At 40.2% G+C, this 17,374-nt stretch carries 24 protein-coding genes and 1 pseudogene; 1 reads left to right on the top strand and 24 read right to left on the bottom strand.

Annotated elements, in window-relative coordinates:
* Nucleotides 1-92: 92 nt before the first annotated feature.
* From HT679_RS02420 to HT679_RS02530, 23 genes are all read right to left on the bottom strand, one after another.
* Nucleotides 93-488, bottom strand: a complete 396-nt coding sequence (locus tag HT679_RS02420) for a helix-hairpin-helix domain-containing protein (protein ID WP_000038635.1) — start codon at nt 486-488, stop codon at nt 93-95.
* A 95-nt stretch (nt 489-583) separates the two neighbouring features.
* Nucleotides 584-838 carry a DUF1912 family protein gene (locus tag HT679_RS02425; protein WP_000119703.1) on the bottom strand — a complete coding sequence of 85 codons (255 nt, stop codon included), beginning with the start codon at nt 836-838 and terminating at the stop codon, nt 584-586.
* A 9-nt stretch (nt 839-847) separates the two neighbouring features.
* Nucleotides 848-2,182, bottom strand: coding sequence for a DUF438 domain-containing protein (locus tag HT679_RS02430; protein ID WP_173212716.1), 1,335 nt, complete (start codon nt 2,180-2,182; stop codon nt 848-850).
* Nucleotides 2,182-2,415, bottom strand: coding sequence for a DUF1858 domain-containing protein (locus HT679_RS02435; RefSeq protein ID WP_000368739.1), 234 nt, complete (start codon nt 2,413-2,415; stop codon nt 2,182-2,184). Before HT679_RS02435 ends, HT679_RS02430 begins: the two co-directional genes overlap by 1 nt.
* Before the next feature lie 116 nt (nt 2,416-2,531).
* Nucleotides 2,532-2,684, bottom strand: coding sequence for a hypothetical protein (locus tag HT679_RS02440; RefSeq protein WP_173212725.1), 153 nt, complete (start codon nt 2,682-2,684; stop codon nt 2,532-2,534).
* The gene (locus HT679_RS02445) at nt 2,681-2,863 is read right to left on the bottom strand and encodes a hypothetical protein (protein ID WP_049524272.1); all 183 of its coding nucleotides are present in this window, start codon (nt 2,861-2,863) and stop codon (nt 2,681-2,683) included. Before HT679_RS02445 ends, HT679_RS02440 begins: the two co-directional genes overlap by 4 nt.
* Before the next feature lies 1 nt (nt 2,864).
* The gene (locus HT679_RS02450; protein ID WP_173212727.1) at nt 2,865-3,644 is read right to left on the bottom strand and encodes a hypothetical protein; all 780 of its coding nucleotides are present in this window, start codon (nt 3,642-3,644) and stop codon (nt 2,865-2,867) included.
* A gap of 260 nt (nt 3,645-3,904) precedes the next feature.
* Complete coding sequence (locus HT679_RS02455; RefSeq protein ID WP_173212730.1) at nt 3,905-5,014, bottom strand: SPFH domain-containing protein; 1,110 nt, start codon at nt 5,012-5,014, stop codon at nt 3,905-3,907.
* Between the two features lie 12 nt (nt 5,015-5,026).
* Nucleotides 5,027-5,584, bottom strand: coding sequence for a hypothetical protein (locus HT679_RS02460; RefSeq protein WP_000386258.1), 558 nt, complete (start codon nt 5,582-5,584; stop codon nt 5,027-5,029).
* 20 nt (nt 5,585-5,604) lie between these two features.
* Nucleotides 5,605-6,108 (bottom strand): hypothetical protein, encoded by a 504-nt coding sequence (locus tag HT679_RS02465; RefSeq protein WP_001067003.1) that lies wholly within the window; start codon nt 6,106-6,108, stop codon nt 5,605-5,607.
* 170 nt (nt 6,109-6,278) lie between these two features.
* Nucleotides 6,279-6,629: a 30S ribosome-binding factor RbfA gene (rbfA, locus tag HT679_RS02470; RefSeq protein ID WP_173212733.1), complete on the bottom strand. Its 351-nt coding sequence runs from the start codon at nt 6,627-6,629 to the stop codon at nt 6,279-6,281.
* Between the two features lie 165 nt (nt 6,630-6,794).
* The gene (infB, locus tag HT679_RS02475; protein ID WP_173212735.1) at nt 6,795-9,680 is read right to left on the bottom strand and encodes a translation initiation factor IF-2; all 2,886 of its coding nucleotides are present in this window, start codon (nt 9,678-9,680) and stop codon (nt 6,795-6,797) included.
* A 16-nt stretch (nt 9,681-9,696) separates the two neighbouring features.
* Entirely contained in the window at nt 9,697-9,996 is a 300-nt protein-coding gene (locus HT679_RS02480; protein WP_001041390.1) for a YlxQ-related RNA-binding protein, read from the bottom strand.
* Nucleotides 9,989-10,282 (bottom strand): YlxR family protein, encoded by a 294-nt coding sequence (locus HT679_RS02485; RefSeq protein WP_000857562.1) that lies wholly within the window; start codon nt 10,280-10,282, stop codon nt 9,989-9,991. Before HT679_RS02485 ends, HT679_RS02480 begins: the two co-directional genes overlap by 8 nt.
* 21 nt (nt 10,283-10,303) lie before the next feature.
* Complete coding sequence (nusA, locus tag HT679_RS02490) at nt 10,304-11,440, bottom strand: transcription termination factor NusA (protein ID WP_000032274.1); 1,137 nt, start codon at nt 11,438-11,440, stop codon at nt 10,304-10,306.
* A 43-nt stretch (nt 11,441-11,483) separates the two neighbouring features.
* Nucleotides 11,484-11,963 carry a ribosome maturation factor RimP gene (gene rimP / locus HT679_RS02495; protein ID WP_173212737.1) on the bottom strand — a complete coding sequence of 160 codons (480 nt, stop codon included), beginning with the start codon at nt 11,961-11,963 and terminating at the stop codon, nt 11,484-11,486.
* A gap of 126 nt (nt 11,964-12,089) precedes the next feature.
* Nucleotides 12,090-12,725 (bottom strand): tRNA (guanosine(46)-N7)-methyltransferase TrmB, encoded by a 636-nt coding sequence (trmB, locus tag HT679_RS02500; RefSeq protein WP_001266094.1) that lies wholly within the window; start codon nt 12,723-12,725, stop codon nt 12,090-12,092.
* Nucleotides 12,722-13,516: a phosphotransferase family protein gene (locus tag HT679_RS02505; protein ID WP_173212739.1), complete on the bottom strand. Its 795-nt coding sequence runs from the start codon at nt 13,514-13,516 to the stop codon at nt 12,722-12,724. The genes trmB and HT679_RS02505 overlap by 4 nt, the downstream gene beginning before the upstream one ends.
* 159 nt (nt 13,517-13,675) lie before the next feature.
* Nucleotides 13,676-14,287 carry a type II CAAX endopeptidase family protein gene (locus tag HT679_RS02510; RefSeq protein WP_112444996.1) on the bottom strand — a complete coding sequence of 204 codons (612 nt, stop codon included), beginning with the start codon at nt 14,285-14,287 and terminating at the stop codon, nt 13,676-13,678.
* Nucleotides 14,288-14,316: 29 nt separating this feature from the next.
* On the bottom strand, nt 14,317-14,565 hold the full coding sequence (gene blpZ, locus HT679_RS02515) for an immunity protein BlpZ (RefSeq protein WP_173212741.1): 249 nt from the start codon (nt 14,563-14,565) through the stop codon (nt 14,317-14,319).
* Nucleotides 14,566-14,607: 42 nt separating this feature from the next.
* Nucleotides 14,608-15,297 (bottom strand): CPBP family intramembrane glutamic endopeptidase, encoded by a 690-nt coding sequence (locus tag HT679_RS02520; RefSeq protein WP_173212744.1) that lies wholly within the window; start codon nt 15,295-15,297, stop codon nt 14,608-14,610.
* A gap of 71 nt (nt 15,298-15,368) precedes the next feature.
* Nucleotides 15,369-15,773, bottom strand: coding sequence for an immunity protein (locus tag HT679_RS02525; RefSeq protein ID WP_173212746.1), 405 nt, complete (start codon nt 15,771-15,773; stop codon nt 15,369-15,371).
* The gene (locus HT679_RS02530; protein WP_173212748.1) at nt 15,770-15,934 is read right to left on the bottom strand and encodes a hypothetical protein; all 165 of its coding nucleotides are present in this window, start codon (nt 15,932-15,934) and stop codon (nt 15,770-15,772) included. Before HT679_RS02530 ends, HT679_RS02525 begins: the two co-directional genes overlap by 4 nt.
* Nucleotides 15,935-16,792: 858 nt before the next feature.
* On the opposite strand from HT679_RS02530, the gene HT679_RS02535 reads away from it, so the two are divergent.
* Entirely contained in the window at nt 16,793-16,981 is a 189-nt protein-coding gene (locus HT679_RS02535) for a hypothetical protein (protein ID WP_173212750.1), read from the top strand.
* 191 nt (nt 16,982-17,172) lie between these two features.
* On the opposite strand, the pseudogene HT679_RS02540 reads toward HT679_RS02535, so the two are convergent.
* Nucleotides 17,173-17,374 (bottom strand): annotated as a pseudogene (locus tag HT679_RS02540) (autolysin); the annotation flags it as partial.

A 17,374-nucleotide genomic window follows, 5' to 3' on the forward strand; every position in this document is an offset into this window, starting at 1 on the left:
CACCGCCACTTTCTGTAAAATGCGGGATTCAAAACACCTCTAATGGCTCTATTGTAGCAAGATTTTGACGGAAATGCAAGGCACAAGAAAAATTACTTGAATTTGATGCCATTTTCTTTCAATTTCTTGATGGTAGCTGGGCCGATTCCTTTCAAGGCAAGGAGTTCTTTTTCAGTCCAGTTTTTGAAATCTGAAGCAGACTTAATTCCTTCATCATAGAAAGTCTTAGCACGATCAAGTGGAAGTCCACCCAAGTTTGCTGCAAAATCTTCTACAGAATTGGCTACTTTTTGAGCTTGCTCTTTGGTAGCTTCCACTGCTTGTTCAACTTTTTTAGAAACAGCCTTACCAGCTTGGCTTGCTGACTGTTCTGCACGTTTCACGACTTTCTTTGTCTCTTCTACAACCTTAGTCACAGTACTTGAAAAAGCGCCTGCACGACGGAGGCTATTTCGTAATTGTTTTTTACGATTGAGTTTCTTTGACATGATAAAATCCTTTCAATAAAAAACCCCTGTTCTGACAAGGATTTAATATAAATATTCTATCAAGATTTTAGTAAAAAATCAAGAATCTATCTCATTTAATAATTCCGCTCACCAAACAATCCCTCTGGTAAATCATGGAATCCCTTACCTGCCTTGAAGTTTTCAAACTTACCAAGCAAGAACTGATAAGCATCCAAGCGGCTTTCGTAGCGAATTATGGCATCTTTGGCACGTTCGTCTTGGTCTTCTTCGTAGACTTTTTGGCTTTCCTTATGCGCCATGTCGTTGATCATAATCTGGGTATTGACCCAAGCTTCAAATTCCTTCATAAATTCTTGTTCGTAACTCATTTTTTCTCCTTATTCTAATCCACGGAAATAGTCCGTGTCAATCTCACGGTAGGGTTGAATATCCTGAACATACTCCAGCACTCCTTGGAATTTTCCCTCTTCATCGTGCACTGCTGCGTAGGTGATGTGGACAAACTTACCTCGCGACTCAGACTTGAACCACATTTCATACTTATCCTTGGTCCCCTCACGAAGCCCCTTCATGATAGTCTTGACCTTGTCCAAATACTTAGGCGGATGGCAGAGTTCAACATTGCGTCCGACTTGGGACGGCGTCCGTTTGAAAATCATCTCATCAGCTGGCGTATTGTCATTGTAATACTGGAAAATATCGTCTTTATTGACAAAGGTAATCTCCATAGGGAGGTGATTGAGGATGAGATTGGCCTGCTCGACCGATAGATAGCCATTCCCAAAAGTCTGCTGACTATGACGGTCCAGCACTGTTTCCTTTTCCTTAGGGGTAAAGGTAATGGTAAACTGGCCTTCTGGCGTATCGATAACTTGCTGAACTTGACCCTCTACCGTATCTAGCTGCACAGGCTCCCCTGCACTCTTTTCCTCAACAAAACTCTGGCGTTCTGGCATCCATTTCTCAGACGGACGGATGATGGCATAACCATAGGCATCGCTCTCCTCCGCAATCTGAAGCCAGTCATCCTGAGTAAAGGACTCAAGGAGAATCATGAGAAGGATGGACTCTTCCTTGAAAATCATACTTTCAAACTCTGTCGCAAAGGCTTCAAAATCTTCTTTCACAGTGGAAATCGGCACTTCAGGTAGTGACTTGGCTGTCGCTAAAGCTGTTTGAAAGAGTTCCCTAATCTGGTCATCCACTCCCCACATAACTTTTGGGGGTGAATCGTGTCCATAGCGCTCCATGATAGGAAAGAAGAGTTCTTCTTTACGTTGGTAATGGATGTCAAATTGCCCCACAAGTCCCATCTGACGCACCAAGCCCTTGCGCATCTCCACCAGCATTTCTTCATCTTCCATAGACTCATAGGTATCTAACAATCTCCGAATGCGAATCAAGGCCGCACGGAGGGCTAGATTTTCTTCTTTGAAAATCCAAACTGGGTGACCTGGGTGCTCGGTATCTGCAACTTCGACATCCTTAACAGCATTTTTAAAAAGATTGGCATGGACATCACAGAGTTCCATGACATCTTCAAAGGTGACACCTGAGTCTGAGTTCATCAGCTCGTGCTCCATGAGGGAAATCTCGATGGCTGAAACACCTGTAAAGGTCGCATCAAAACGCTCCTGAACCGACTCAGGAGAGGCGCCATTATGCAATTCTAATAAAATATCCCGCAGGACATGAATCCGTTCATCTGCCATTAGTCTAATCCAATCACTTCGTAGCCATTTGCTTCCAGCGTGCGGACAATCTTGTCCATAGGAGTTCCTTCCAGCTTAGAACCCTGCTTAAGTGATACTTTGCGACCGACTGTGTTGCGCATCAAGGGATTGGCAAGGGGTTTAAAACCCAACTCCACTAGAATCTCTAAGACTTCTGGATGCTTGTCCACCACTTCTGCAACAGGAATTGACACATCGATGATATTGTCCATAACGACCTCCATTGTATGTTCTAAAATGATTTTACTGCTTATATTATACCATATGGAAAGAGATTAAAAAACTAGCAGTGGAGTTCCTGCTAGTTCTCTGCGACTTGAATTACGGACTAAATAAGTTTAAAGAGCCAATCCAATAGTTTAAATAATAGCTTGTAAAACAGCAATTGGACTGCAAAAGAGATGATCATCCAAAAGAATTTCACAATTCCAATAATCGGTTTAATAAAAAGAATGGCAAGAAGTCCCCAGAAAAATTTCATTCTCTCTCCTCTGGCTTGATGAGCCACCGAGCCGTATCCATTAACTTGTCTGCAATAAAAAGTTTCCCTAGACCGACAACGGCGTGGTCATCTTTCTTTATCGTCTTCATTACTTTTACACCTTGCACGGTCAAAAAGTAATTCCCATAAGTTTTAGCTAGAATTTTTATGAGTCCCATATTACTCTCCTTCGATGATTTCAGCCTCTTTTCGGATTGTTTCAACATCTTCTTGATATTGAACTTCACTATAGTTGACTAGCTTGGATAATTCTTTCTGCAAGCTTTCACCCATCGGTTTCATAGTTGCAAAGGTTAAACCACCTGAAATGATACCTCCCAAGATAGGAATAAATTTCCCCATTCCTTTGGCCAGCCCTCCCTTGGTCAGATTCACACCAAATATTTTTAAGACTTTTTTCAAAATAGGGTACCAAAGCGTCTTTGTTAAAGCTTTATTAGGTACTGTTTTCATTACCTGTTTGGCAATTGTTATACCACCTGCACGTAGCAAGGCAGCGGTTCCATTCACCCCCAACATGACACCTAGATAAAGCAAGAGGGTATTTTGAGCATCTTCGCTCAACTCATCGCGTGAAGCCCAAAGATCCTCATAACCATAAATATAACCTAATTCTTGAGCTAATTTTAAAGAAAAAGCATAAAATTGAGCTACATCCGCTGGTATGGTAATTGCCATGGCAAGTCCACCTGGTAATCCAGCAACAACAGAAGTTCCACTCGCTAATAAAACATTATCCCTAATACAGGCATTAGCCACTCGATCTAAGATTTCTTGAGATAAGAGAGACGTTGGGCCTTGTTCTAATAAGGTAGGAATGTCCTGTGGATCCAATTCTTTGGAAAACTTATCCACTAAAAATTTCGAACGATCAACCTTAACAACAGGTAGTTTCACCACTTGTTGCAATACTTGCATAGCCAACTCTTGTTCAGCCATATACAAACTCCTTTTACTTCTGTAAGTTATATTCTATGATAGCATACTCTTTTAAAGTATTTTCAAATTCCCCTCAAAAATTTTCAAAAAATCCTTAGCAACTTATTTGTTAAAGATTTTTAATAGTCTTTGTAGAGACAGCTAAAATATTCCACTCCTACCTTTACAACATGATATTCTATCTATGAACGATAGTCTATTATTGTTTTACCTAGAATGTCCCTTGAATAGGTACTAGCTATGAACTTTCGAGTTTCATTTTATAAATCCATAATTTCTTTTTTCTTTCGATCAAATTCTTCCTGAGATAGTATCCCTGCGTCTAAAAGAGATTTTAGTTTTGTAAGGGCTTCGATTTGTTCATCTAATGATAAACTTGGTTTCATTGCTTTTTCGTCTAAAGCTTGTGCCATATTCATACCAAAAATCATCCCTGCACCATCACCTAGACCATGTTGCTCCACTCCTGATGCAATTTTTTGTTGTGCTGCAATATTAGAAGCTTTCTGCGATACATCATCATAAGCTTTTAAATTCATCTTATTTGATGAAAATTGTTTAACCAATTCCTTAGATTCTGATGAGAACTCAATATTAGCAATGGCAACTTTTACAATCTCAAATCCAAAACGTTCTTTCCAAGTCCCTGCATACTGTCCATCATTCGATACTTGGGTTGCAAGAACTGAAGCTTGTGACGGCAATTGTGAAATACGATAAGTTGTGGACAAAGAATTAAGTGCAACAATAAAAGATTGGAGAAACTCTGTCACTATTTGTGATCTAGCTTGAGCACTGTCGAAAGTATAATAAGTCACATTGGCAGGAAGAAAATTTCTGATAAATTGCTTAGCATCTGTAATTTGGATAGAAAATGTTCCAAAAGCACGTACTTCTAAATCTGTCCCATAAAATAAATCATTATACATGACTGGACCGCGAGTCCCAAATTTAATATCACGAATTTCTCTCAAATTAACAAAGCAAATCTGTTTTTGCTGATCACTTTGACCACCGAATCCAACACGATGAACAACATTGTCAAACAGTGACTTTTTCAATCCATCACCGTTAAAAACACTGCTCTCACCATTTTGGTATTCATATCCACCTGGTTCTGTAATAATTTCCTCGATACCAGATTGACTAAAGATAAAGGCAGCAGTGTTTTCTGGAATAAAAATCTTGGATCCATTCGAAATAACACCTACAGATCCCTTCGTATTGACACCCCTACCATTATTACTTTCTTGAACAATACCGGGACTTACAGCTGTATGTTCATCAAAAGCTTGAACTGTGATAATTTCTTTCCACTGATCTGCAAATGTCCCACCGATAGAATCTGTGATGGCTTTTATCAACCCCATTTAATTGCCCCCTTATAAACTCTGCTCCATATCACAATAGGCACATCTTACTGTTTGCTTCACTTGACCTGACAAAGGTGCTCCACAAAAGCTACACTTGGTTGAAATCTTTTCTGGCTCTGCATCCTTAATCCCAAGCCCTGCTTTAAAAGTGTCAAATGTATCCTTAAATGTTTCTGCTAAAACATCTGCTCCAAACAAGCTACTATCCCCCAAGGTTTCAAAATTACTTGTATCCCCTGAAATCAATTTAATAATGTTTCTAGCCCACTTGTCAGTATCCTTAGTATTATTAAATGCAAAGATAGCTTGTCCGCCATTATAATAAATTTCCAGCCGTTTCACACCATTGGTTTTGGTTACTGAAACTTGAGGTTTCCCTTCAAAAATTTTAATCTGGTTAATGGGTATGGTAACTTGGTCTTTTTTTCCTCCCCACAAACCTTTTTTGATATATATTAAGTGTAGATTCGTTAAAATTAATTCATCTGTAGACAAACCATTTTTCCCAAAACTCACATGGTCACTATTCATAACCATATATTCATGTGGCAATAATTGATAATCCATATTGAACTCCACTCTTCCTATTAAAGACTAGCTTTCCACTGCTCCACTTGTTCATGTAGATTATCACGATAATCTTTTAGAGTCTTAATCACTTCTTCTTTCCCTTGAATCGGTGCTTTCTTTAATGGACCATATTGTTTTTTCAAATCTTCCATTTCTTTTTTAGTGCTATCTTTTAGTTCTTGGATAGCAGCGCTATCTTCTAAAACAGTTCCTTTAAAGGCTTCGTCTGCTTCTGTATAGTAATTATCAATTATTTTCTCATTCATAATCAAGTAATCTTCATAGGTTTTTATAGACTCAATTGTCGTATCACTAACATCTTGTGGATTAAAATCGCTTGAACTGAGTTTTTCTTTTGCTTTGGCAAACAACCCTTTCTTTTCAGAACTACTAGATGAAGCTTCTGTTTGATTCTCACTAGAAGAGCTACTTGTTTTTTCAGAAAGAGAACTACAAGCAACTAGAGTAGAGACAGAAAGACATAGCAAAGCTAAACGACAAACTTTTTTTACATTATTCATTGATAGAATCTCCTTTTATTTATGAAATCATCATATCATATTTCCTAAAAAAAAAAAGCATTTTCTAATTAGATAACATTAAAAAATACAGAATCCCTTTTTTAAAAGAATATTTTTCCATTTCAAATTCCACCTATTTTCCCCACCAAAAAAGAGGGTTGCCCCTCTTCTTAGTTCTTATCCAGATTGCGTAGCATCTCGTCAATCTTGTTTCCATATTCGATGGATTCGTCTTTGACGAAGGTCAAATCTGGGATTTTGTACAATTTCAAATTGCGACCAAGTTCACGTTTGATAGTACCAGTTGCTTTTTCAAGTCCGATTTGGGCTTTTTGATTATCTGAAGCAAGGTTACTCAAAATGGTGTAGTAAACCTTGGCAATAGACAAGTCACCCAGCATCTGAACATCTGTGATGGTCACGCCTTGGACACGCGGATCACGGACTTTCTTTTGCAAAATCTCATTGACTTCACGCTTGATTTCCATGCCCACACGATCCGTACGGAAATGATTTGCCATGATATTCCTTTCTCTACTTTGAACCAAAAGCTAGGCCAGCAGACCTAGCTATTTCTATTAGATAGAGGAACTAGAGCCATTTGAATCTAGGAAACAAGCCTTAGATAGAACTGAAGTTCATCAAGGCGATGTTGACAACGAGTCAAATGAGCTATCGTTTCTCTATTATCGTTTGATTTCTTCCATGACATAAGCCTCAATCACATCATCCATCTTGATATCATTGTAGCCATCAATCATCAATCCACCTTCACGACCGTTTGTAACTTCTTTGACGTCGTCTTTGTAGTGTTTCAAGCTTGCAAGTTCACCGTCATAGATAACGACACCATCACGGATAACACGGACTTTTGAGTCACGGGTAACCTTACCGTTGATAACCATGAATCCACCGATGGTTCCCACTTTAGACACCTTGAAGGTTTCACGAATAACTGCTTCACCGATAACTTTTTCTTCAAATTCTGGATCAAGCATCCCCTTCATGGCTTCTTCCATCTCTTCGATAACCTTGTAGATAATGCTGTGGAGACGGATTTCCACATCGTCAGCTTCTGCTTGTTGACGAGCTTGTGGTGTAGGGCGTACGTTGAAACCAACGATAAAAGCATTTGAAGCTTCAGCAAGGGTCACGTCTGATTCATTGATGGCACCAACCGCTGAGTGAACGATGGTAACTTTAACACCTTCCACATCGATTTTCTGAAGTGAGGCAGAAAGGGCTTCAACTGAACCTTGTACGTCGGCCTTGATGATAACGTTAACTGACTTGAGTTCACCAGCTTTAAGGGTATCAAAGAGGTTTTCAAGGCTGACGCGTTGGGTAGCTTGACGTTGTTTCATAAGGGCACGTTTGGCACGTTCTTCACCTGCTGCACGCGCAGATTTTTCATCTTCGTAAACGGCAAAGTGGTCACCTGCCATTGGCGCTTCATTCAAACCTGTGATTGAAACTGGTGTTGATGGTCCAGCAACCTTAACACGACGACCAAGGTCGTTAGTCATAGCACGGACACGACCGAAGGTATTTCCGACAACGATAGGGTCTTGGACATTCAAGGTACCTTGTTGAACAAGAAGGGTTGCGACCGCACCTTTTCCTTTATCCAGGCGAGCTTCGATAACTGTACCGATCGCACGAACTGTTGGGTCTGCCTTGAGTTCTTGGATTTCAGCCACAAGAAGGACTGTTTCCAATAATTCTTCGATATTTTGGTTGAATTTAGCTGAGATTTCAACAAATTCAGAATCTCCACCCCAAGCAGTTGACATAACTCCATGCTCTGCCAATTCACCTATAACGCGTTCTGGGTTAGCACCTGGTTTATCAATCTTGTTGATGGCTACGATGATTGGAACGTTGGCCGCTTTTGAGTGGTTGATGGCTTCGATAGTCTGAGGCATAACCCCGTCATCTGCCGCTACGACCAAGATCGTAATATCGGTAACAGAAGCACCACGCGCACGCATAGATGTAAAGGCCGCGTGTCCTGGTGTATCAAGGAAGGTAATCTTCTTACCATTTTCAACAATTTGATAGGCACCGATATGCTGAGTGATACCACCTGCTTCACCTGTCGCAACACGAGAGTTACGAAGGGTATCTAGGAGTGTTGTTTTACCATGGTCAACGTGTCCCATGATAGTTACAACTGGTGGACGCTCAACCAATTCATCTTCATTGAGATAACCATCTTCGACAAAGAAACGTTCGATATCGGCATTATCCACTTCAACCTTTTGTTTGGCTTCGATACCATAATCCACCATGAGGAGTTCAATGGTTTCCCCATCCAAGGATTGGTTTTGTGTGGCCATGACACCCATCATAAAGAGTTTCTTAACGATTTCAGCTGGTTCACGTTTGATACGTTTTGCGATTTCCGCAACGGTCATACCATCTGTATATTCAAATTCTGTTGGCAATTCATGGAATTTACGCTCCGTAACAGGTTTTGGAGTCTGATTACGGTTGTTCTTGTTATTGCCTTTTTTGTTCTTTTTGTTGTTATTCCAGTTACTATTCTTTTGATTTCTCACTTGATTTTGACTACTTCGATTCTTTTGTTGTTTTCTAGGACCATCTTCTTCATGATCATAATCGTCACGATTTTTGTCTGGTCGAGCTTGTTTTTTACGACGTGTATCCACTGCAGGTTCTTTTTTCTCAGGGACGATTTCAACCACTGCTTGAACTTGCTGTGCTTGTTGCGCTTGTTCAGCTAACTTAGCCGCTTCTTCAAAGATTTCCTCTGGTTCCTTGCGTTTGTTAGCTTGAGCCAAGGCTTCTTTAGCAGCCTGATACTGCTTGAAGCGTTCCTCACTTGAACGTGCGTACTCTGCATTTTGCTCTGCTTTTAGGGCTGCTGCACGGGCTTTAAAATCAATGCGTGGAGCCGCTTGATTTGGACGTTTATCCCCTTGTTGACGGCGATCGTTTCCACGATTTTGCTGACCTTGCTGTTTCTTAGCTTGGTCATTAAAGCGACGATTATCGCGGCTGCCTTGACCTTGTTTTCCACCATTACGGCCGTCGTTTTTCTGACGGTTTCCGTTTTGTTGTTGGTCACGGTTATTGCCCTTATTTTGCTTGCGTCGTTCTGCCTGCTCTTTGGCACGTGCTTCACGCTCAGCCTTGAAATTACGGCTTTGTGGTTTAGCTGCTACTTTTTCTGCCTTCGGAGCGACTGCCTCAGCTGGTTTTGTCTCTTCCTTAGCTACAGCTGGTTTAGCTGACTCAGACTTTTCGGCTTTCTTTTCTGCACTTGCTTTTGGGGCTGCAGGTTTTACCTCTTCCTTAGCTACAACTGGTTTAGCTGGCTCAGATTTTTCGGCTTTCTTTTCTGCACTTGCTTTTGGGGCTGCAGGTTTTGCTTCTGATTTCGGAGCAGCTACAGACTTAAAGCTGGCAGCGATTTTTGCAGCGACAGCTTCTTCCACACTCGATGAGTGGCTTTTCACATCCAAGCCCAACTCTTTTGCACGCGCTACAACTTCTTTGCTTTCTTTTCCAAGCTCTTTTGCGATTTCGTACAATCTTTTCTTAGACAAATCATGTCCTCCTCTTCTATTCCATAAGAGACCTCATTTTCTTTGTAAATCCAGCATCTGTCACAGCCAAAACCTTTCTCGATTTCCCGACTGCTATGCTTAATTCCAGTGTTGAAAACACGGTTACAATTTCCACTTGATAATAATGACTTTTATCTTGAATCTTCTTGGTCAGATTGGGTCCAGCATCATGTGCTAGAAAGACCAACTTAGCCTTGCCGTCTTGAATGGCCTTGACCACCAATTCTTCACCCGATATAATCCGCCCTGCTCTCTGAGCAAGTCCCAAGAGATTGCTTATCTTTTGCTTATTCAAGTCCTAACTCTCTTCTTTTCACTTTGTGATCCACATAAGCGATCAACTCGTCATAAAAGCTTTCTTCCACTTCCATGCTAAAGCTGCGGTTAAAGACTTTCTTCTTTTTCGCCTCTAAGGCTTCTGCATTGTCTAGCTTGATATAAGCGCCGCGGCCATTGGCCTTGCCTGTCGGATCGATAAAGACTTGTCCTTCTTTGTTTTTGACAATGCGGAGCAAATCACGCTTATCAATCACTTCATTGGACACGACAGATTTGCGCAAAGGGATTTTTCTCGTTTTCATCTTTCCCTCCTCTAGCAGCTTTTATTCTTCTACAGTATCGTTTTCTGCTTCCAAATCTACCGAACCAGCTTCTTCCATAGCTTCAAATTCACTAGCAGACTTGATATCGATACGGTAACCAGTCAAGTGAGCTGCCAAGCGCACGTTTTGTCCACGACGACCAATGGCAAGGGAAAGCTTGTTATCAGGAACAACCACCAAGGCACGTTTGCTGTCGTTTTCGTCAAAGATAACTTGGTCAACCTCAGCAGGAGCGATGGCATTGTAGATAAATTCAGCTGGATCTGCTACCCACTCGATAACATCGATATTTTCTTCGATTGGCACCATACGATCATTCTTAGCATCGTAGCGAGCTGGGTGGAATTTGCTAGTGATTTTCTTGATATTCGCTCCACCGCGTCCAACGATTGTACCAATAGCGTCCACGTTTGGATTATGGCTACGAACTGCAACCTTGGTACGGTCACCTGCTTCACGAGCCACGCTCATGATTTCAACAGTTCCATCATAAACTTCTGGAATTTCTTGCTCCATCAAACGTTTGATCATTTCTGGATGGCTACGGCTAACAAAGACGTTGACGCCACGAGGATTGTCTTCAACCTTATAAACATATACTTCGATACGATCGTGGGAAGCAAAAACTTCCCCAGGGATTTGGTCTTGTTTTGACAATTGGGCTTCGATGCTACCAAGATTGACATAGATGAAGCGGTTGTCAAAGCGCTCTACTGTACCAGACATGATTTCTTGCTCATGTTCTTTGTAAGTATTGTAAGTGATGGCACGTGTTTGCTTGCGCATTTTTTCCATGATGGTTTGTTTGGCAGATTGGGCTGCTACTCGACCAAACTCAGCAGGTGCTTCTTCAAACTTGATTTTGTCACCAAGTTCATAGGCTGAATTGATAGCAAGAGCATCTTTCAAGCTGATTTCCAAACGGCTATCAAATACTTCATCAACCACTTCACGGACAGTATAAACTGTAAAGTCACCTGTTTTTTCGTTGAAGTCAATAGCTACGCTGTCTGATTGACCATAGCGTCTGCGATAAGCGGAACGAAGCGACTCTACTACTGCGTCGATGATGTCTTCTTTTTTGATTCCCTTGTCTTCTTCCAAAATGCGGAAGGCCTCTAGCATTTCTTTACTCATGTTTTCTTCACTTTTGAATCCTCAAAAGCTATCCTTTCTTTTTCTATAATTTAACTGCTAAACGTGCTTTTGATACTAAACTGTATGGAATTTGGACAGTTTTCTTACGTGTCTTGTCCATATATTCCATAGTCAACTCATCCTCTTCAAAGGCCAACAAGGTTCCTTCAAAGACCTTTTGCTTATCGATGGCTTGGTAGAGCCCGACATGGATGTATTTCCCAACCGCTCCAGCGACGGCATCTTTGTTTTTCAAAGGACGTTCCAAGCCTGGACTGGTGATTTCTAGGAAATATTGTTCTGGGAAGGGATCTGGCTTGATGGTGTCTAGGACAGGACTGATCATTTCTGTCAAGTCCGCCGTGTCGTTCAAGGTAATTCCTTCAGGTTTATCTACAAAAATACTGAGAATCATGTCACTGCCAATCTTTCCATACTCGATATCCACGAGTTCGAAAGGAGCTTCTATGACAGGTTCTACAACTTCTCTGACTAATTCTACGATTGTTGCGATTGCGTCCACCTCCTCATAAGCAAGAGGCGAAGATATTTCCCCGCCTCTCTTTCTCATATTCTTACTCTTAGTATAGCACGTTTGCCAACTTATGTAAAGCAAAAGCACTTATACAGCCTGATTTCAGGCTAATTCTTAAAATTCTGCCTCAACTCGGTAGATAACTTGACCCTTGTTGGAGAATTTTTGCTCGTATTCTGTCATGACATTGCCTTCAAAATCACTGGCATGTAAATCAAGCCAGACACCATTGAGCTTCATGCCATACTGAGAAAAGCTCACTAGGCTGTACTCAAACAAGCCACGGTTATCCGTCTTGAAATGAATTTCTCCATTTTCAGGCAAGATACGCTTGAAGGTATCCAAGAAGGTCTTGTAGGTCAAACGACGCTTTTCATGACGTTTTTTAGGCCAAGGATCTGAAAAGTTCAGATACAAACGATCGATCTCACCGTCTTCAAAGTAATCAGTCAAGTCAGAACCATCCACCCACAAGAGCTTGATGTTAGGCACTCCAACTTCAAGCACCTTGTCCAAAGCGTAGCTCAAAACAGACTTTTGAATATCAATCCCGATATAGTTGATGTCAGGATTTTGCTTTGCCATACCTGAAACAAAGGCACCCTTTCCACTTCCAACTTCCACATGAATGGGATTATCATTGCCAAACAAATCCCGCCATTTCCCCTTGGCTTCTAAGGGATTGAGGACCACATACTGGGGATTTGCCTCTAGTAATTCTGTCGCCCCTTTACGATTTCTAACTCTCATCTTCTCTTTCCATACTTGTCTCGGAAGTGACGCAAGCCATGAATCTCCCGATTGACATTTTCTAAATCTTGGTTCATATAATACTTGGAAATCTGGCTCAAGTAAGACAATTGACCATACCAATACAATTTACTTAATACCGTCTGATTGTACTTGTAACCGTAGTAGGTCAACCATTCCTTCCACTGATGTTCTGGAATATAATGGCAGAGCATATGGGCCACATCAAACATGCGATCGGTCAAACGAACCGAATCCCAATCTACCAAATAAATCAAGCCACTATCTGTCTCAATCCAATTACTATGTCGTACATCTCCATGGACAATGGTCGCATAGTCCTCTCTAAATCCTGGAATAGTCTGACGTAAATCAGCCATCACTTCACTGATAAAATGATTTTTACGCAAAGCATCTGGAGCCGTTTCCTGCCAAGACTGTAGTAAATCTACAGGTGTTTCCATGGCATAGCCCAAACGACTCAACTGTGTCATCAACGGACGTGAGCGATGCAGACGGATTAAAATATTGACGATTTGCTTACGATTCATATCATAGGGGGTCAATATCTTGCCTGTCAACCATTCTTGAGCACACATATCACGCCCATCTGCCAAACGGCGACTCCATAATAATTGTGGAGCAATTTGTTCTCTAGCTAGACCAGGTAGGATTGGAGAGGTGTTCATTTTTACAAAGATACGCTTCCCATCAGGATAGCTACCCATATAAGCTTTGCCACTTTTCCCAGGTATGGGAGTCAGTGTTAGCTCATTATCACCCAAATCCATTTCTTTCCTCCGTATAAAGTTTCCTTACTATTCTACTAGTTTTTGGCCTATTCGTCAACCGCTCCACACCCGATTCTCAAAGAAAAGCCTCTGGATTGACTTGGGTATCATTGTAGAAAGAAAAGGCAAGCTCTTTCTTCTGCTTCCCTTTCATGATTTTTATAAATAATATAAGAGTGGCCAAGCATTGTAAAACATGTGAACTAGAGTAGAAACCCATAAGTTTTGGCTCTTTTTATAAGCAAAGCCCAGCAACAAGCCCCCAAGTAGATAAAAAATAAACGAAGGGACATTAGAAGGACCATGCATGAACGAAAAGAGAGAGGAAGTTAGCACAAGCCCTAACCAAGAATTGTCAAAAACCGCACCTTGAAGAAGTCCTCTGAAAATGAGTTCCTCCTGGATGGGGCCAAAAACTGAGGAAGTCAAAACCAAAGACAGGGAAATTCCTCTGCGGACTTCCGCCAAGTGTTGAACTCCCGCGCCAGAAGAAATAGCGAAGAAATGAATATAAACCAGCGTCTCAAGCAGACTTAGAAGAAAGATTGTAATGAAAAGCAAAATGTCTTTCTTGCTTAACATCCCAAAAGAAATCATTTCAAATTTTCTAGCATAAGCAACACTCATCGAGGTTACAAGAAGACTTACAATAATCAGTGCAGGCTCATTTTGAAAAAAATCCCCGTGGTTAATCGTATAAGGAACTGTAATGACGATTATTAGTACTAAAAATCCAAAACAAAAGGCATGAAATTTGTCAAAAAACTCCATCAAATTATCCTCCTCACCAAACAGACTTCCTACGCGTCATCCTTTAGCTCTAACCTTTCCAAAACAAACCATTTTAGTAACCAAAATCCGACCACATAACCAGCCCCTAAGAAGATAGCCATTAAAGATAGCATGGGATTTAGGAAATAAAAGACCACAACATATACAAAGGTTAGCACAAAAACATTAAAGGCAATGGTGTCAGAAGCCAATACTAGAATATAAGGAGTCAACCAGTCTAAGGTTTTGGAATCTAGGAAAAATAAGTGTTTATACATGATAACCTCCTCTATGGCTGAAAAGCAAGCCTTTTGGTTTTTCTACCCCAAGACCCTATGTAGAAAAGTAAGCAAAAATGGTAAGTTTGCAATGATATTATTAACAATATGAATCGAATAAGAAGGATAGATACTCTTCGTATAACGTGTTAGACAGGCAAATAGACAGCCCACTGCCGTATAGACAAAAATATCTGCGAGACTTGGCAAGCTAGAAAAGTGGGGCAAAGCAAATAAGAATGACGGAAAAAGAAGATCCAGCCCCCACCTCGAATTCTTAAAGAAGGCATGTTGAAGCAGTCCTCTACACACCAATTCTTCCATCAGAGGTCCTAGCACGATTAAGGTTAGGTAAACACCAAACTCCGCAAAATTGGTCTCACTATAGGCAATAAACAAATTCCAACCTTCATTGGTTCCCTGAACGTGTTTAGCTGTCAGATAGTTAAAGCAGATAAGTACAACAGCGGCTAACACCGTCAGAACAGAATAGCTCAACCACTTTTTCCTAGGGATGCGAAAGAGATAAGCATGGCCCGACCTAACCAAAATCCAAACCATCAAGCCGATAAAGATAAGACTGATGATGTTTCGAATCCAAATAAGATTTCCTACCCAAGACGAGAACTCCCAATAATTGCTCCAAAATCGGGTTGTCCAAAACAGTCCGAAAAACAGAAACAAATAAGAAAGAATGGCACTCGTTTTGAAAAGAATGGAGTGTCTTTTCATAGAAATCCTCCCTACTATGACCTACCCTTGCCAGGCTCTACTACTGCAAGATTAAGAAGAAAGCTCTTCCTCTACTTTTTATAATACTTCAACCCCCAAATGAGTAGAAGCATGATGATCAAGCAGAGAATGCCACCAATATAGGCAATCAATTGCTGATAGAATTCTCCTGCTGTGATACCTCTATACAAACAGATAATAGACATAAAGCCTGTCAAGCCGATATACATGAGTTGATTGGTTCTAGGACTAACCAAATCATCGTCTTCAAACTCTCTTATCCTCATTTCCCTAGTGAGATAAACAGTGACTAAAATAGAAGCCAAGTTGATAACCACTAAGAGAAATTGGAAAACCAAGGAAAAATTTAAAAACTGACGAGATAGAAATAGATAAGTAGAGACAAGTAAGGGCAACTGACCTAGGAACAATCTCGTAAGGAAGATGTTCCGTTTTTTAGCAAGAAAAGTTTTCATTTCTTTGCTCCTTTCTTTTTAGTTAAAGCAAGATAAATCATAACCGCAATCACATAGGCTATGGTATAAAATAGATGATACCAAACACTCTCCCTAAGCGGATATAGAAAGATGGACATGATTAGATACAAGATGAAAATGACAAATATTTTTTTCTTCATAAGATTTCCTCCTAAATATTTATTGAGCTAGAATCTTTACACTGCTAGTATAGCACTCATTTTGACCTTGGATCACTCAAATCACAAATGGTCATCAAAACATCTTGAATTGTTAAAAAATTAAAAAGCAAGCATGAAAAACATACTTGCCCTTTACACCGTATTGATACCAACTTAATTTGTAGATTTTTTATCCTGCTATCACATATCATTTTGACAGGCGAAACAATATTAAAGAAACTCCCCTGTAGATTAAACTAGCGATAAAAAATCTTTTTATCTAATTAGATCTATCTTTATTCTTCTTTGGAGATTTTAAAAATTTTTCCCTAATTAAAGAAGTAATAAAAGAAACAAACATACCAACAACAAAAACAATAAGAAAACTTTTGAAAAAGGTAAAATAAAATCTTATTAAATCAACACTCTTGGAGGGTGTCCCCTCCAACTCCCCGACCTCTGGACAAGGTCTATTTTTTTGAAAAAAATTTATCAAAACCATTGACTTTCTACAACTAAAGTTGTATAATAGATACATAAGGTTAAGGAGGAAACCTTAGACAAGGAAACTAGTAGAAAGGAACATGAAATGTTTAAGTTCAAAAAGAAACCACTCAAGGCAAAAACAAATAAGCTAGTCATCAAAATAAACTTATTTATAATCAGCTTTGAATGGCACATCGAATTTGGATAGTGAGAAATCACTATCCACCCCTTCGGGGGTGTACTTAAATTATAACAGGAAAAATAATGAAAGTAAATCTAAAAATTAGAAAAACTACCAAGCGTGAAAAAGTTGAATTTATTATTGGACTTCTTCTACTCCTATTTGCAGTTTGGTATTTTACGAGGTAATATATGTCAGTAGATATTAAAGCTATCCGCTGGCTTTTAGACAACGCCACAGCCTATGCTATTAGCAAAAACTGTGGCATGTCTATTCAGGCCGTGGACAAGTATAAAAATGGTGTATCGGATATTATGAACATGCGTCTAAAACACGCTATCAGCATGATAACATACGCCCAGGAACTTAAAAAGCAGTGATTTCGGTCACTGTTTTTATTTTTGACAAAACTCCTATCTATTCTTCAAGAAAACGCTTTTTTGGACAATAGGACTTCTATTTTGGTTTCTAATCGTTCAAAATGCGTCTTTTTGCAAAATAAAAAACCGCAAACCTGAGCTTGCGGTGAAAGAACAATTTAGAAAGTTTCCTTTCTATTTATTTTTTAAAATTATTTGGTCGTAATCAAACCATCTGGCTCTACTGTGAACTCTGGCTTGTCTGCCAGTGTTCCATCTGGTTTGAGGTAGTACCAGCCTGTTCCGTCTGCGGACTGGACGAAGGCGTTTGATACCATAGCACCTTCTTTACCGTCAAGATAATACCAGGTGTCCTTGTACTTGACCCAACCCGTCTTCATGGCACCCTCTGTG

Origin of the sequence: Streptococcus sp. 4886 (assembly GCF_013276485.1) — a bacterium.
Taxonomy (GTDB): Bacteria; Bacillota; Bacilli; order Lactobacillales; family Streptococcaceae; genus Streptococcus.